Source organism: Pseudomonas baetica, from assembly GCF_051216495.1.
Taxonomy (GTDB): domain Bacteria; phylum Pseudomonadota; class Gammaproteobacteria; order Pseudomonadales; family Pseudomonadaceae; genus Aquipseudomonas; species Aquipseudomonas baetica_B.
Genome location: NZ_JBPKAM010000129.1, coordinates 1 through 14793, shown reverse-complemented (window position 1 = coordinate 14793; position 14793 = coordinate 1). Strand labels below are relative to the sequence as shown.

14 protein-coding genes are annotated in these 14793 nt (G+C 60.7%); 8 read left to right on the top strand and 6 right to left on the bottom strand.

The features are described 5' to 3' along the window. The 5 genes from ACSFE6_RS28080 to pilG all read right to left on the bottom strand — a co-directional run. The coding region (locus ACSFE6_RS28080; RefSeq protein ID WP_435430652.1) for an Hpt domain-containing protein at positions 1 to 3262 on the bottom strand (3262 nt) is incomplete at its 3' end. A gap of 63 nt (positions 3263 to 3325) precedes the next feature. After that, positions 3326 to 5386, bottom strand: a complete 2061-nt coding sequence (locus tag ACSFE6_RS28075) for a methyl-accepting chemotaxis protein (protein WP_435430651.1) — start codon at positions 5384 to 5386, stop codon at positions 3326 to 3328. A gap of 140 nt (positions 5387 to 5526) precedes the next feature. Further along, positions 5527 to 6060: a chemotaxis protein CheW gene (locus ACSFE6_RS28070; RefSeq protein ID WP_435430650.1), complete on the bottom strand. Its 534-nt coding sequence runs from the start codon at positions 6058 to 6060 to the stop codon at positions 5527 to 5529. Between the two features lie 10 nt (positions 6061 to 6070). After that, positions 6071 to 6436: a twitching motility response regulator PilH gene (gene pilH, locus ACSFE6_RS28065; protein WP_096514418.1), complete on the bottom strand. Its 366-nt coding sequence runs from the start codon at positions 6434 to 6436 to the stop codon at positions 6071 to 6073. A gap of 57 nt (positions 6437 to 6493) precedes the next feature. Beyond that, positions 6494 to 6898, bottom strand: coding sequence for a twitching motility response regulator PilG (pilG, locus tag ACSFE6_RS28060; RefSeq protein WP_427635643.1), 405 nt, complete (start codon positions 6896 to 6898; stop codon positions 6494 to 6496). 347 nt (positions 6899 to 7245) lie between these two features. Here pilG and gshB point away from each other — a divergent pair, with 347 nt between their 5' ends. From gshB to ACSFE6_RS28025, 7 genes are all read left to right on the top strand, one after another. Further along, the gene (gene gshB, locus ACSFE6_RS28055; RefSeq protein ID WP_435430649.1) at positions 7246 to 8217 is read left to right on the top strand and encodes a glutathione synthase; all 972 of its coding nucleotides are present in this window, start codon (positions 7246 to 7248) and stop codon (positions 8215 to 8217) included. Between the two features lie 106 nt (positions 8218 to 8323). Beyond that, positions 8324 to 9223, top strand: coding sequence for an energy transducer TonB (locus ACSFE6_RS28050; protein WP_435430648.1), 900 nt, complete (start codon positions 8324 to 8326; stop codon positions 9221 to 9223). 195 nt (positions 9224 to 9418) lie between these two features. Next, a complete protein-coding gene (locus tag ACSFE6_RS28045) occupies positions 9419 to 9991 on the top strand; it encodes a YqgE/AlgH family protein (RefSeq protein WP_435430647.1) in 573 nt (190 codons plus the stop codon). Further along, complete coding sequence (gene ruvX, locus ACSFE6_RS28040) at positions 9991 to 10428, top strand: Holliday junction resolvase RuvX (RefSeq protein WP_435430646.1); 438 nt, start codon at positions 9991 to 9993, stop codon at positions 10426 to 10428. The genes ACSFE6_RS28045 and ruvX overlap by 1 nt, the downstream gene beginning before the upstream one ends. 93 nt (positions 10429 to 10521) lie before the next feature. Further along, positions 10522 to 11025, top strand: coding sequence for a bifunctional pyr operon transcriptional regulator/uracil phosphoribosyltransferase PyrR (gene pyrR, locus ACSFE6_RS28035; protein WP_435430645.1), 504 nt, complete (start codon positions 10522 to 10524; stop codon positions 11023 to 11025). A gap of 26 nt (positions 11026 to 11051) precedes the next feature. Beyond that, entirely contained in the window at positions 11052 to 12056 is a 1005-nt protein-coding gene (locus ACSFE6_RS28030) for an aspartate carbamoyltransferase catalytic subunit (protein WP_096514412.1), read from the top strand. After that, entirely contained in the window at positions 12053 to 13324 is a 1272-nt protein-coding gene (locus tag ACSFE6_RS28025) for a dihydroorotase (RefSeq protein WP_435430644.1), read from the top strand. The genes ACSFE6_RS28030 and ACSFE6_RS28025 overlap by 4 nt, the downstream gene beginning before the upstream one ends. Before the next feature lie 93 nt (positions 13325 to 13417). Here the strand turns inward: ACSFE6_RS28025 and ACSFE6_RS28020 are convergent, their stop codons facing one another. Beyond that, positions 13418 to 13837 (bottom strand): NINE protein, encoded by a 420-nt coding sequence (locus ACSFE6_RS28020; RefSeq protein ID WP_435430643.1) that lies wholly within the window; start codon positions 13835 to 13837, stop codon positions 13418 to 13420. Positions 13838 to 14087: 250 nt separating this feature from the next. Here ACSFE6_RS28020 and ACSFE6_RS28015 point away from each other — a divergent pair, with 250 nt between their 5' ends. After that, positions 14088 to 14705, top strand: a complete 618-nt coding sequence (locus tag ACSFE6_RS28015; protein ID WP_435430642.1) for a C40 family peptidase — start codon at positions 14088 to 14090, stop codon at positions 14703 to 14705. Positions 14706 to 14793 lie beyond the last annotated feature (88 nt).

Sequence of the window (14793 nt, the reverse complement as noted above, 5' to 3'; positions counted from 1 at the left end):
CATGGGCGCCGCGTTCATCCAATGACAACGCGTCATCGTTGACGTCCATCGCGAGCGAGCTCGCTCCTACAGAAGAGCGTGCCATTTCGGCGGTGGCATCGGTGAGTTCGCGGATGCTCAGGCTGCGGCTGCCGTCACTGCGAATCAAGCCCATGGCCGACGGGTCAAGACTCCCTTCGAGCAAACCGTGCAAGGCCCGAACCCGGTCCGGGCGCGGGCTGACTTCCTGGCCTGCGGCCAGTTCGTCGAGCATGTTGATCAGCGCTTCGTGGGCACTTTGCGCCTCGTGGAAAAACGTCTCGCTGACCGCCAGGCTGCTTTCTTCCACGGCACCGTAGAGGTCGAGCAAGGCCTCGCACAGTTCATCCATCGGATGCAGATCGGCCAGGTGCGCGCCCTCGCCAAGGGTGGTCAATTCGTCCAGCAGCGCACTGAGCTCCTGACGCTCGCCAGGGTGTTGCTGCCAGCGCTGCAACAAGCTTTCGGCGTCCAGCAGGATGTCCATGCCCTGAGCCAGGAAGTTGTTGATCAATTGCGGGTCACGCTTGATCCGGTGGCCGCTGCTCGGTGCGTCCAAAATGCTTTGCAGGCGCTCGGTCAGCAACGCCCGGGCTCGCTCGACCAGTGAGCGGGCACGGGGGATTTCGGCCAGCGGATCCGTCTTCGTTTGACGCAAGCCGAGGCGGAACAAGCCTTCAGCCTCCAACAGCAACTCGACCTCGTCCAGGTCCAGGGCGATCTGGTGAGCCTTGTACTCCCGGGCCAGCTGATCCAGCGGCGCGGCCAATTCAACAATCGGCAGAACCCCGGCCATCGATGCACTGCCCTTCAGGGTGTGCAAGGCGCGCAGCAACTCGTCACTGGCCTGCAACGGCACGTGTTCGGCGGCCTGTTCGAGGAAGCGGTTGAGGCTATCCAGATGGGTTTGCGCTTCTTTACGGAAGATCTCCAGCAACAGGGGATCGAGTGCCGCAACGTCTCGAGTGTCCTCGTCAGATAACGGCTCATCACCCTTGGCCAAGGCATGGGCCCGGGCGGCCAACAGATCGACATCGTTGCGCTGGCGCTGGGCGTTGGCGGCGTATTCAGCCACCAGTTCCGGCAGCAAATGCAGGACATCGCCGATCAGTTGTTGCACCGTCGCGCCCGGTTCCACGCTGTTTTCCAGAACACGGTTGAGCAGGTTTTCCACCGCCCAGGCCAATTCGCCCAGGACCAGCGCACGCACCATCCGGCCACTCCCCTTGAGGGTATGGAAGGCACGGCGCAGTTCACTCAGCGCGGACCGATTGTCAGGATTGATCGACCAGCGCGGCAAGTATTCGCGGAGGATCTCCAACACCTCATCGGCCTCTTCGAGGAACACTCCACGCAGCTCATCGTCCACCGGCTCTTCCCCGGGAGGCGGCGGCATCAGGCTACCCGGTGTGGTCAGGGCGGGCGGGTTGACAGAGGATACGGGGCTTGCCAGCACATCGGCCAATGTCTGGACGACGGTCTGTGCATCCAGCTCCTGGAGTTGTTGCAGGGTCTGCGCTTCGCTGGGACTCAGTACATCCTCAAGCACCGGCACATGCTGTTCAGAGGGGAAAAAGCCGAGCGAAGCCAGACTCTTTTCCGCGATGTCGAGCAATTGCTCACCGGGCGCTTCCGGATCATCGTTGAGGCGTTCCAGGTAATACTCGAGGCTGGCGATGACATCGGCCAGGCTGTCCAGCTCCTGCCAGCCGGGCTGGCCCGGCTCGAGCATCAAGTGTTCACGAATGAAGTGATTGCAGGTTTCGATCAGGCCCGCCGCACGGTTCAACGGAATCATCGACAACGCACCACGCACCTGGGTCAGCAAAGCCGGCAGCGGCTGCAAATGCTGGCGGTCCCAGTCGGCGTCGATGTAGTCGACGATCATGTCTTTGGCCTGTTGCAGGCAAATGCGCGCTTCCTTGATCACGATCTGATGGATCTGCGTCAGATCGGTGGTCGGCAGTTGGCTGTCTTCCTGGCTCTCGGGTTCGACGGTGCCCACCATGCCGGCCAGGGTCGCCTCGACATAAAGCAAGGCTCCGGCGACGTCCATGAGGGTCGCGTCATCGGGCACGCGATGGCCCTGGGCGAGACTGAGCACCACCGCCAATTGATCGATGATGACTTTACGCGGCTGACCAAACCCCAGCACCGCCAGGGTGTCGGCGATCTGCCGCAGCGGCGCCAGCAGGCTATCGAGATCCGACACATGTTGCCGGTCGCTGCGCACGAACAGATCCAGACGCTCCTTGACCCGCACCAGCTCTTCGCACAGCGCCGCCAGCACCGAGCGCATGGCGTCGCGGTCAGGGCCGGCCAGGCGTGCGCGTTCTTCATCGACCATCGCGCTGTCGGGCAGCGCGTCATCCAGTCCGTAGCGATCTTTCATGGTCAGCATCTGCCCGGTGGGGTGTTCGGCTTTGGCTATGTAGAACAGCAAACTCTTGAGCAGCTCCGGCGGTGCCGGTTGATTGATGGCGCCGATGCCCTGTTCGAGCAAGCGCTTGAGTTCCTTGTCGGCGTCCTTGAACAGGCTGCGCAAGGCCGGACTGTTGGCGATCGCACCACCGCGCATGCCTTCGACCAGCGCCGAAGCGACCTGCCACAACGGGCTCAGGGGTGCGGTGTCACATAGGCTTTCGAGACGGGAAAAAACTTTGGCCAAGTAGCCGAGATGGGTGTCGTCATCCTGCTCGCGCAGCAAACCTACCAGGGCCATCTGCAGCATCTGCCGGCACTTGCGCAGCACATTCGACAGATCCGCCGGCGCGAGCAACGCCAGGGAATCCGGGTCCAGAGGCGGCAGGTCAGGCAATTGCGGGCTGAACAGGCTGGTTTCCGACAACAGGCTTTCACCACGGGCACTGCGCAAGTCGTTGATCAACGGCAGCACCACCAGTGGCAAGTCGCGACGGGCGCTTTGCACCCGGTCCAGGTAGGTGGGCAATTGCCCCAGGGCTTGCAGCATCAGGTGCAGGGCTTCGTCACGATGGCTGACGCGGTTGTCCTGCAAGGCGGCGGCCAGTTGCTCCATCTCTTCGGCGAGCAGCGCCGCGCCGTAGAACTCGACCATCTGCAGACTGCCGTGTACCTGGTGGATGCACGCCAGGCAATCGCTCAGGGCGTGCGTCGCCTGCGGATCATCAAGCTGGGTTTCGATCGCGTGATGAGCCTGCTTCAGCGTTTCGGCAATCTCGCCTTTGACCCATTCGAGGGCCACATAGTCGTGCCGATCACCCATAACCACTCCAGTTTTCGCTTCAGTCACGTTGCATCAGTCAAATGGCATGCGCCCGTGGGCGATTCACGCGTTGTCCGTCGCCTGGGCCTTGGTGGCCGGCAAGGTGAACCCGGACACCGACCGCCGCAGCTGGCTGGCCATTTTCGCCAGGTTGCCGATGCTCTCGGCGGTGGCGGTGGAGCCGGACGAGGTCTGCGTGGTGATCTGCTGGATCACGTTCATCGTCAGGGAAATCTGACCGGCAGACGACGTCTGTTGTTGCGCGGCGTTGGAAATACTCTGGATCAGCGCCGCGAGGGTTTTGGATACGCCTTCGATTTCTTCCAGGGCCACACCGGCATCCTGCGCCAGACGCGCGCCGCGCACCACTTCGGTGGTGGTCTGCTCCATGGAAATCACCGCTTCGTTGGTGTCGGTCTGGATCGCCCGCACCAGCGTTTCGATCTGTCGCGTAGCGGCCGAAGAACGCTCCGCCAGCCGTTGCACCTCGTCGGCCACCACCGCGAAACCGCGCCCCGCATCGCCGGCCATGGAGGCCTGGATCGCCGCGTTAAGGGCGAGAATATTGGTCTGATCGGCAATGTCATCGATCAGGCTGACAATGTCGCCGATTTCCTGTGAAGACTCGCCAAGCCGCTTGATCCGTTTGGCAGTGTCCTGAATCTGTTCGCGAATATTGTCCATGCCGTGGATGGTGTTGTGCACCACCTCGTTGCCCTTGTTGGCGATCTCCACCGAGCGCTCCGCCACCGCGGAGGATTCGGCGGCGTTGGCCGACACCTGATCGATGGATTCGGCCATGTCGTTGATCGCGGTGGAGGCTTCGGAAATCTGCTGCGCCTGATGTTCCGAGGCCTGCGCCAGGTGCATGGCGGTGGCCTGGGTTTCCTGTACGGCGGCGGCGACCTGTCCGGCGGTCAGGTTGATGGTCGCCACGAGGTCACGCAGCTGGTCCACTGAATAGTTGATCGAGTCGGCGATGGTGCCAGTGAAGTCTTCGGTCACCGAGGCGGTCACGGTCAGGTCGCCGTCGGCCAGGTCTTCGATTTCATCGAGCAGCCGCATGATCGCGTTCTGGTTACGTTCGTTCTTCTCGGCGGTTTCGCGCAACTGGCGATTGGTTTCGCGCACCATCACCAGACCGATGAGGATGATCGACATCAGCGCCGCCAGGCCCAGCACATAACCGCCGATGGTGTCGGTCTTGCGTCCGCCGGCGAGGTTTTCGAAACCGCTGGCCAGGTGCGAGGCTTCGTCGAGCAAGGTTTGCGACAGACTGAAAATGTTGGTGGCCGATTCCCTGACCTTGAACAGTTCCGGCGAAGTTTCGAGAATTTCGTCGACGGATCCGGAGACAAACTCGAACAACTCGGAAATTTCCATCAAGCGTGCCCGCGCATCGCGGTCCTCGACCTGGCTGACCCGCAGCGCCACATTGCCCTGGAGCATGCCGTTAAGCACCTGGCCGAAGCGCGCGGCGTCGCGCCCGAAGGCGTCGGCCGCCTGTTGCGAACTTTCGTCGCCGGACAACACCGTGTTCACCGCACCGAGAATGCGCTCGGCCAGCAGCGATTGTCGCTGGGCCATGGCCACCTGGGCAGCGGGAGCACCGCGTTGCAGAAGGATCTCAACCACTTTCTCGTATTCGATCTGCAACTGCGGCACCGTTTCGGCCAGGGTCGCGGCGACCTGATGCAGCGACAACACTGTCTGCTCGCTGGAGAGAATCGCATCGGTGTTCTTCAGCAGGCGTTCCCAATCGAGCTGTACGGCGCGCATTTCCGGACGCACATCGGACGGTGCCGGCGGCAGTCCGGTCGAAGGATCACCCTTTTTCAGATAGCTCCAGCGCTGGGCAAAGTCGTTGCGCGCATCACTGAGCAACTTGAACGCAGCGGCTTTGCCGGCTGCGGCTTCGGTGGCGTTTTTGGCTATGCGCTGCGACAGCACGCGCAGTTCGCCGGCGTGGCCGATGTACTGCTTGTCGTAAGTGGACTGGGTATTGAGGTATGCGAAGTTGGCGAACAACAGCATGATGAAGACGATCAACGCAATGAACAGCGCGATGATCTGCGAACGACTGCGCGACCCTTCCATTGGCTTGCCTGTTTTTGCTTTTATCATCGGTCTTCGCCTGTTAACCACACCCTTCAACTTTGTCGAAAAAACACTGTAGGAGCGAGCTTGCTCGCGATGGTGTATCAGGCGCAGTTGTGTCGACTGACACTCCATCGCGAGCAGGCTCGCTCCTACAAAAAGCCCAGTTACACCGCGATGTTCATGAAGCCTTGTGATTGCGCCAGCGCAAACAGGCTAAATACCTGCCAACGCTGCTCGCGCTCAAACCGACCTTGAATGAACGGCGCCATCGGGCCATCCAACGAGTTGATCGGCTCCAGACTGTCCCGGGCAAAATGTTGGAGGCCAAATACCTCGTCGACCAACAGTCCGGCAAACACTTCTTGATGCTCCACCACCAACACCCGCCGCTGCCTGCGCGCTGTCGACGGCTCATGCCCCAGGAAACCACCAAGATCCATGATCGGCAGCAAGCGCCCCCGCAGATTGGCCACGCCCTTGACCCAGGCTTTCACCCCCGGGACCTGGGTAAAGCGTGGCTCATGCAGCACTTCACTGACTTCGCCCATCGGCGCAACATACCAGTGCTCGCCCAGGCGAAAACCGATGCCGCTCCAGTTGTCCTGGCGGATCGGCTGTGACGGCAAGTCCGCCGCCAGCAGGCGACAGCGTTGGTCGATCTGCAGCAGCAATTCGAAAGCCGTCAGCGACTCGGTCATGGCCGGACGATCAACCGTTGAGCACGTTGTTCAGGGTTTTGAGCAGGGTTTCTTCGTCGACCGGCTTGGTCAGGTAATCCTTGGCCCCCTGGCGCGTGCCCCAGACCTTGTCGGTTTCCTGATCCTTGGTGGTGATGATGATCACCGGGATGTGCCCGGTCTCCGGGTCCTTGGTCAACTGGCGAGTCGCCTGGAACCCGTTGAGGCCAGGCATGACGATGTCCATCAGCACCGCGTCGGGTTTTTCAAGGCGGGCCAGCGCCACGCCGTCGGCGCCGTTTTCGGCTTTCAACACTTCATGACCATGCTTTTCCAGCATGCCGGTCAATTTGTACATTTCAGTCGGCGAATCATCGACGATCAGAATACGTGCCATGGTCTTCCCCATTCTTGTCGACGCAAGGCCCGCTGGCCGAGCGTCACTTTAGGTGTCTTACTGCGGCAAAACGGCGGCGAAGCCCGGAACATGGGCCTGGATCGCGTTCAGCAGTTCTTCCTTGCTGAAAGGCTTGGTCAAAAACTGGTCGGAGCCGACGATGCGCCCCTTGGCCTTGTCGAACAACCCGTCCTTGGACGACAGCATAATCACTGGCGTGGACTTGAACGCACTGTTGTTCTTGATTAAAGCGCAGGTCTGATAGCCATCCAGACGCGGCATCATGATGTCGACGAAGATGATGCCGGGGTGATTGTCGGCAATCTTGGCCAGGGCATCGAAACCGTCGATGGCCGTGATGACTTCACAACCCACATTCTTGAGCAGCGTTTCGGCGGTGCGGCGAATCGTCTTCGAATCGTCGATCACCATGACCTTCAAGGCGTTGGAATGCTGTTCCATAAATGCTCTGCCGTCGCCTTTGCGAATCAAATTGTCCAATTCCGGTAACCGGAAGGCTCGAAACCCTTGTTGCTCAAGGGCCAGCACGATTTGGCAGTCTTTTTAGCACAGTCTCCACATCCAATCTATCGACCGGCCACGACGTTGGTTTTTCCTTGACCGGGAAGACACTCGGCGCCACTCTGACGCCACTTTTATACGCTGATCCCTTGTAGGAGCGAGCTCGCTCGCGATGGTCGTAAACGATAACGCTGGGCTCCTGACATCCAGCGGTGTTCTCGGGCTCATCGCGAGCAGAGCTCGCTCCTACAGGGATCGACATAGCCCCCAATTTCGAGGAAAGACCCATGAGCGTTCGCGTCGGGATTGTCATGGACCCTATCGCCAGCATCTCCTATAAAAAGGATAGTTCGCTGGCCATGCTGCTGGCCGCGCAAAAACGTGGCTGGGAACTGTTCTATATGGAACAGCGTGACCTGTACCAGGGCGAAGGCCAGGCCCGGGCGCGGATGCGTCCGCTGAAAGTCTTCGCCAACCCGGAGAAATGGTTCGAGCTGGACGCCGAGCAAGACAATCTGCTCAGCGATCTGGACGTGATCCTGATGCGCAAGGATCCGCCGTTCGACATGGAATTCGTCTATTCGACCTATTTGCTGGAACAAGCAGAAAGCGCCGGCGTGTTGGTGGTCAACAAGCCGCAGAGCCTGCGTGATTGCAACGAAAAGCTGTTCGCCACGCTTTTCCCGCAATGCACGCCGCCGACCATCGTCAGCCGCCGCCCGGACGTGCTGCGCGAATTCGCCGATCATCACGGCGATGTGATCCTCAAGCCGCTGGACGGCATGGGCGGCTCCTCGATTTTCCGCCACACCGCAGGCCATCCGAACCTGTCGGTGATTCTCGAGACCCTGACCCTGCATGGTCAGCAACAAATCATGATTCAGGGTTACCTGCCGGCCATCGTCGATGGCGACAAGCGCATCCTGATGATCGATGGCGAACCTGTGGATTACTGCCTGGCACGCATTCCAGCCAAAGGTGAAACCCGTGGCAACCTCGCCGCCGGTGGCCGCGGCGAAGCCCGTCCGCTGACCGAGAAGGACCGCTGGATCGCGGCGCAAGTCGGCCCGACCCTGCGTGAAAAAGGCCTGTTGTTCGTCGGCCTCGATGTGATCGGCGAGCACCTGACGGAAATCAACGTCACCAGCCCGACCTGCATCCGCGAAATCGACAATGCCTTTGGCACTGACATTGGCGGCCTGTTGATGGATGCCATAGAGAAGCAGCTGCAAGCTTCAAGCCGCAAGCTACAAGTCTGAAGCGGTTCCTTTACAGCTTGTCGCTTGCAGCTTGAAGCTTGAAGCTAAAAACCAACATTGCGTTATCATGCCGAGCCCTTAAAAACGCGATGTTGGTTTTTCTGCCATGACCCTCCCGTCCGATCTGCCTCCCGAACTCGCCCATAGTGGCGTGCGCCCGGCCGATCGCCTCGGCTTTACCCTGTTCCTGGCGGCGCTGGTGCACCTGGCGCTGCTGTTGGGCGTCGGCTTCACGATGGTCGAGCCCAAGCAGATCAGCAAAACCCTGGAAATCACCCTCGCTACCTTCAAAAGCGAAAAGAAGCCGGAAAAAGCCGATTTCCTCGCTCAGGAGAATCAGCAAGGCAGCGGCACCCTGGATAAAAAGGCCATCCCCAAGACCACCGAGGTCGCGCCCTTCCAGGACAACAAGGTGCAGAAAGTCACGCCACCGCCAGCCGCCAAGCCTGAAGTACAGGAAACGGCGCCCAAGGCGGCCGTGACCGCCGTCGCGCCGAAACCGAAAAAAGCCGCGGCCAAAACCGAAGAGCCCAAGCCCGTCACCAAACCTGCGGTGGCCGCGCCGACGTTCGACGCCGAACAGCTGTCCAGCGACATCGCCAGCCTGGAAGCGGAACTGGCCAACGAACAACAGTTGTACGCCAAACGCCCGCGCATCCACCGTCTGAGCGCCGCCTCGACCATGCGCGACAAGGGCGCCTGGTACAAAGATGAATGGCGCAAGAAAGTCGAGCGCATCGGCAACCTCAACTACCCCGAGGAAGCCCGACGCAAGCAGATTTACGGCAACTTGCGCCTGATGGTGTCGATCAACCGCGATGGTTCGCTGTATGAGGTGCTGGTGCTGGAGTCCTCCGGGCAACCACTGCTGGATCAGGCAGCCCAACGCATCGTGCGCCTGGCGGCACCGTTTGCGCCGTTTACCGGGGATTTGTCGGATATCGACCGGTTGGAAATCATCCGCACCTGGAAATTTGCCCGTGGGGATCGGTTGTCCAGCAATTGACACCCGGCAATTTTCCCTTGTGGGAGCGAGCCAGCTCGCGAATGCGGTGTGTCAGGCAACATTAATGCAACTGACACTCCCTCTTCGCGAGCAGGCTCGCTCCCACAATGATCAGACTCGTTATCAGGGAATTTACAGTATTTCCTGCGCATCCCCAGCTTGTCAGTTTGCCCCTCGAACGCCACACTAGCGCTCATGAAAAACGTCATCCCCAGTTACCTCAAGCATCACTTCCTGATCGCCATGCCACACATGGTCGACCCGAACTTTGCGCACACCTTGACCTACATCGTCGAGCACACGGCCAATGGTGCCATGGGACTGGTGATCAACCGTCCGCAGGACCTGAACCTGGCCGAGATCCTTGAGCAATTGCGCCCGGATATCGAACCGCCTGCTCTCTGCCAGCATGTGCCGATCTTCATCGGCGGGCCGGTCCAGACCGATCGCGGCTTTGTCCTGCACCCGTCGGGCAAGACCTTTCAGGCGACCGTTGATCTGGAAGGCGACTTGTCCCTGTCGACCTCGCAGGATGTACTGTTTGCCATCGCCGACGGCCTCGGCCCGGCGAAAAGCCTGATCGCCTTGGGTTACGCCGGTTGGGAAGCCGGACAGCTGGAAGCCGAACTGGCGCAGAACGCCTGGCTGACCTGCCCATACGACGCCGACATCCTGTTCAACACCAGCAGTGAACTACGCCTGGAAGCCGCGGCCAGGCATCTTGGCGTCAACCTCAGCCTGCTCACCAGCCAGGCGGGGCACGCCTGATGGCTCTGCGGCTGATTCTGGGTTTTGATTACGGCACCAAATCGATCGGCGTTGCGGTCGGCCAGGTGATTACCGGCCAGGCCCGCGAGCTGTGCACCCTGAAAGCGCAAAACGGCATTCCTGACTGGGACAAGGTCGATGCGCTGATCAAGGAATGGAAGCCCGACGCCGTGGTGGTTGGCCTGCCGTTGAACATGGACGGTACGCCCAGCGACATGTGCGCCCGCGCGGAAAAATTCGCGCGCCGTCTCAATGGCCGCTTCAACCTGCCCTTCTATACCCACGATGAACGCCTGACCACGTTCGAAGCCAAGGGCGAACGCATGGCTCGTGGCGGGCAAAAAGGCAGCTACCGCGACAACCCGGTCGACGCCATCGCCGCCGCCCTGCTGCTGCAAGGCTGGCTCGACGAAAACACTGCACTGTTTGAATCCTGAAAAGCGCTACGGCGCTTCTCTTTTAAGCGACACCCCGAGTCCGACACCGGTGCCCTCCCCGGAAAACAGTATCGGGCCCAAGAAGGAGCAACCATGAGCCTGCCCAATCCCGCCGAACTGATCAGCCAGATGGCGATCCGTCTCAAGGCACACCTGGAACACCGTGGCATCAGCGAACCGCGCTACATCGGTATCCGTACCGGCGGCGTCTGGGTCGCTCAAGCCTTGCTCAAGGAACTGGGCAGCGATGCCCCGCTGGGCACTCTGGACGTGTCCTTCTACCGCGACGACTTCAGCCAGAACGGCCTGCACCCGCAAGTGCGCCCTTCAGCCCTGCCGTTCGAAATCGAAGGCCAGCATCTGGTACTGATCGATGACGTGCTGATGAGCGGCCGGACCATCCGTGCCGCCATGAACGAGCTCTTCGACTACGGCCGCCCGGCCAGCGTAACCCTGGTATGCCTGCTCGACCTGGACGCCGGCGAACTGCCGATTCGCCCTAACGTACTGGGCGCGACCTTGTCGCTGGCAGCCCACGAACGGGTGAAGCTGTCTGGTCCTGAGCTTGAACTCGAAGTGCAAGACCTCGCCCTTTAATTCGCCCTATTGAGAGTCCCATTGCGATGACGCCTCCAGAAACCAAGCGCCCGCTGCAGCTCAATGACCAGGGCCAGCTGCGCCACTTCCTCTCGCTCGACGGTTTGCGCCGCGAGTTGCTGACGGAAATCCTCGACACCGCCGACTCCTTCCTCGAAGTTGGTGCCCGGGCAGTGAAGAAGGTCCCGTTGTTGCGCGGTAAAACCGTGTGCAACGTGTTCTTCGAGAACTCCACCCGCACCCGCACCACCTTCGAACTGGCGGCCCAGCGCCTGTCGGCGGACGTGATCACCCTGAACGTGTCGACATCGTCGGCAAGCAAGGGGGAAACCCTGCTCGATACGCTGCGCAACCTGGAAGCCATGGCCGCCGACATGTTCGTCGTGCGCCACGGCGACTCCGGCGCGGCGCACTTCATTGCCGAGCATGTGTGTCCGCAGGTGGCGATCATCAACGGCGGCGACGGGCGTCACGCCCACCCGACCCAGGGCATGCTCGACATGCTCACCATCCGCCGGCACAAGGGCGGTTTCGAAAACCTCTCGGTGGCCATCGTCGGCGACATCCTGCACTCTCGGGTGGCGCGCTCGAACATGCTGGCGCTCAAAACCCTGGGTTGCCCGGACATCCGCGTGATTGCGCCGAAAACCCTGTTGCCGATCGGCATCGAGCAATACGGCGTGAAGGTCTACACCGACATGACCGAAGGCCTGAAAGACGTGGACGTGGTGATCATGCTGCGACTGCAACGTGAACGCATGACCGGCGGCCTGCTACCGAGCGAAGGCGAGTTCTACCGCCTGTTCGGCCTGACCACCGCGCGCCTGGCCGGCGCCAAACCCGATGCCATCGTCATGCACCCGGGGCCGATCAACCGTGGCGTAGAGATCGAGTCGGCGGTGGCCGACGGTCCGCACTCGGTAATCCTCAATCAAGTGACCTACGGCATCGCGATTCGCATGGCCGTTTTGTCCATGGCCATGAGCGGACAGACTGCACAGCGCCAATTCGAGCAGGAGAACGTTCAGTGAAGCTCAGCATTCTCGGCGCACGCGTCATCGATCCGGCCAGCGGCCTGGATCAAGTCACCGACATCCACATTGAAGCCTGCAAGATCGTCGCCATTGGCGCCGCGCCGGCCGGTTTTGTCGCCGTCGACACCATTGATGCCAAAGGCCTGGTGGCTGCCCCTGGCCTGGTGGACCTCAACGTCGCCCTGCGCGAACCGGGCTACAGCCGCAAGGGTTCGATTGTCAGCGAAACCCGTGCCGCCGCTGCCGGTGGCGTAACCAGCCTGTGCTGCCCACCGAAAACCAAGCCAGTGCTGGACACCTCGGCGGTGGCCGAACTGATCCTCGACCGCGCCCGCGAGGCCGGCAACACCAAGGTTTTCCCGATCGGCGCACTGAGCAAAGGCCTGGACGGCGAACAGCTGGCCGAACTGGTTGCCCTGCGCGATGCCGGTTGCGTGGCCTTCGGCAACGGTCTGGAGAGCTTCCGCAACACCCGCACCCTGTGCCGGGCGCTGGATTACGCGGCGACCTTCGACCTGACGGTGATTTTCAACTCCCAGGATCACGACCTCGCCGATGGCGGGCTGGCCCATGAAGGCCCGACCGCGAGCTTCCTCGGCTTGCCAGGCATTCCGGAAACCGCTGAAACCGTGGCCCTGGCCCGGGATCTGCTGCTGGTCGAACAAACCGGCGTGCGTGCGCACTTCAGCCAGCTCACCAGCGCACGTGGCGTGGCCCTGATCGCTCAGGCCCAGGCCCGCGGCTTGAAAGTCACGGCGGATGTCGCCCTGTACCAGTTGATCCTGACCGACGAAGCGCTGATCGACTTCAGCAGCCTTTATCACGTCCAACCGCCGCTACGCACCCGCGCCGACCGCGATGGCCTGCGTGAAGCGGTGAAATCCGGGGTGGTCTCGGCCATTTCCAGCCATCACCAACCCCATGAGCGGGATGCCAAACTGGCGCCGTTCGGCGCCACGGAGCCGGGTATCAGCAGTGTTGAGCTGTTGCTGCCATTGGCGATGACCCTGGTGGAAGACGGCTTGCTGGATTTGCCGACACTGTTGGCGCGTCTCAGCGCCGGCCCTGCGGAGGCATTGCGCCTGCCGGCCGGCAAACTGGCGGTGGGAGGCGCGGCGGACATCGTACTGTTCGACCCTTCGGCCTCGACCGTGGCCGGAGAGACCTGGCTGTCCAAGGGCGAGAACTGCCCGTTCATTGGCCACAGCCTGCCGGGCGTGGTGCGTTATACCCTGGTGGATGGACGCATTAGCCACCAGGCTTAAGATCGCGTAGCCCCAATCGCCAGCAGGGCTAGCTCCCACACAGGATCCGTGAACGACACAAATCCTGTGGGAGCTAGCCTGCTGGCGATGCTTTTATCGACGCTGGGCGTTACGCAGCGAAACCTGGTCATTCAACGTCCAGAAGTCATACAACACCCCCACGAAGAACAACCCGCCCGTCAGCAGGTAGATCAAGCCACTGATCCACTTGCCCTGATACATGCGGTGCACGCCGAATATCCCGAGGAACGTCAGCAGGATCCACGCCACGTTGTATTCGATCGGCCCGGCAGTGAACCGCAGGTCCGCTTCGCGGTCCATGGACGGGATCAGGAACAGATCGATCAGCCAGCCAATCCCGAGCAAACCGAAGGTGAAGAACCAGATCGTCCCGGTCACCGGCTTACCGTAATAGAAGCGATGGGCGCCGGTGAAACCGAAAATCCACAGCAAATAACCGATCACTTTACTGTGGGTATCTTGATGCGGGACGGGGGGTTGATAGGTGTTCATGGATGACCTCGATTCACACGATAGATAAATATTCTTTAAATCTTTGTGACTTTTTTACGAGTGCCCGACGGATGGCAAGTGCTACCTTGTGTCCGGTCAAAGCCTTGTGGCGCCTGACTTCTGTCCGACAATCGCGTCAATTTACGGCTCGATTGGGTTCCCTTAGACCCCATTGGAATCGACCAACGGCCTCGGAATGCCAAAAAAAGCTGTTATAAAGTTTCGCGCTAATTCATACGAGCCCTGCCTAATGCGTCCATTTTTCAAGACATGGCTAACCATTTGCCTATTATTGCCACTGGCCGCCCACGCCACCAATCGTGAGCAACGTCTTCCGAACGTTAATGGTTACACCCCAAAATCCCATGCTTCTGCTCCGTCGAGCAAAAGCAAGAAATCGTTCAAAACGGCTCCTGAGCTGAGCAGCAAGAGCAGCCTGGTTCCGCCTATGGCGTCCAAGGAAAGCAGTAACGTGCTGAGCCGCGCCGTTAACGTCCTCGGTACACCGTACCGCTGGGGCGGCAGCAGCCCGAGCAAGGGCTTCGACTGCAGCGGCCTGGTGAAATACGCGTTCAACGACGCCACCTTTGACCTGCCACGGACTTCCAATGCCATGGCCAGTGGTCATGGCGAGAAAGTGGATCGCGCCGACCTCAAGCCGGGTGACCTGATTTTCTTCAACATCAAGAGCCGTCGAGTCAACCACGTTGCCATCTACCTGGGCAACGACCGATTCATCCACGCGCCTCGCCGTGGCAAGTCGGTGACCATCGACACCTTGAAGAAACCGTATTGGGAAAAGAACTACGTGGTTGCCAAACGGGTTCTGCCGAAAGAACAGAAAGCATTGCAGGTTGTTCAGCGCTGATCCCGGCGCATTAAATCTGAATCGGACATAACACCTTCTTCGCGAGCAGGCTCGCTCCCACATTGGAATGCATTCCCCTGTGGGAGCG

What these genes read in the sequence shown, in the direction of transcription:
- ACSFE6_RS28045 (WP_435430647.1), top strand. Translation starts at nt 9,419, where the DNA reads ATGAAAAACGTCATCCCCAGTTACCTCAAGCATCACTTCCTGATCGCC.
- ACSFE6_RS28070 (WP_435430650.1), bottom strand. Translation starts at nt 6,060, where the DNA reads ATGACCGAGTCGCTGACGGCTTTCGAATTGCTGCTGCAGATCGACCAA.
- ACSFE6_RS28020 (WP_435430643.1), bottom strand. Translation starts at nt 13,837, where the DNA reads ATGAACACCTATCAACCCCCCGTCCCGCATCAAGATACCCACAGTAAA.
- ACSFE6_RS28075 (WP_435430651.1), bottom strand. Translation starts at nt 5,386, where the DNA reads ATGATAAAAGCAAAAACAGGCAAGCCAATGGAAGGGTCGCGCAGTCGT.
- ruvX (WP_435430646.1), top strand. Translation starts at nt 9,991, where the DNA reads ATGGCTCTGCGGCTGATTCTGGGTTTTGATTACGGCACCAAATCGATC.
- pilG (WP_427635643.1), bottom strand. Translation starts at nt 6,898, where the DNA reads ATGGAACAGCATTCCAACGCCTTGAAGGTCATGGTGATCGACGATTCG.
- gshB (WP_435430649.1), top strand. Translation starts at nt 7,246, where the DNA reads ATGAGCGTTCGCGTCGGGATTGTCATGGACCCTATCGCCAGCATCTCC.
- pyrR (WP_435430645.1), top strand. Translation starts at nt 10,522, where the DNA reads ATGAGCCTGCCCAATCCCGCCGAACTGATCAGCCAGATGGCGATCCGT.
- ACSFE6_RS28030 (WP_096514412.1), top strand. Translation starts at nt 11,052, where the DNA reads ATGACGCCTCCAGAAACCAAGCGCCCGCTGCAGCTCAATGACCAGGGC.
- ACSFE6_RS28015 (WP_435430642.1), top strand. Translation starts at nt 14,088, where the DNA reads ATGCGTCCATTTTTCAAGACATGGCTAACCATTTGCCTATTATTGCCA.
- ACSFE6_RS28050 (WP_435430648.1), top strand. Translation starts at nt 8,324, where the DNA reads ATGACCCTCCCGTCCGATCTGCCTCCCGAACTCGCCCATAGTGGCGTG.
- pilH (WP_096514418.1), bottom strand. Translation starts at nt 6,436, where the DNA reads ATGGCACGTATTCTGATCGTCGATGATTCGCCGACTGAAATGTACAAA.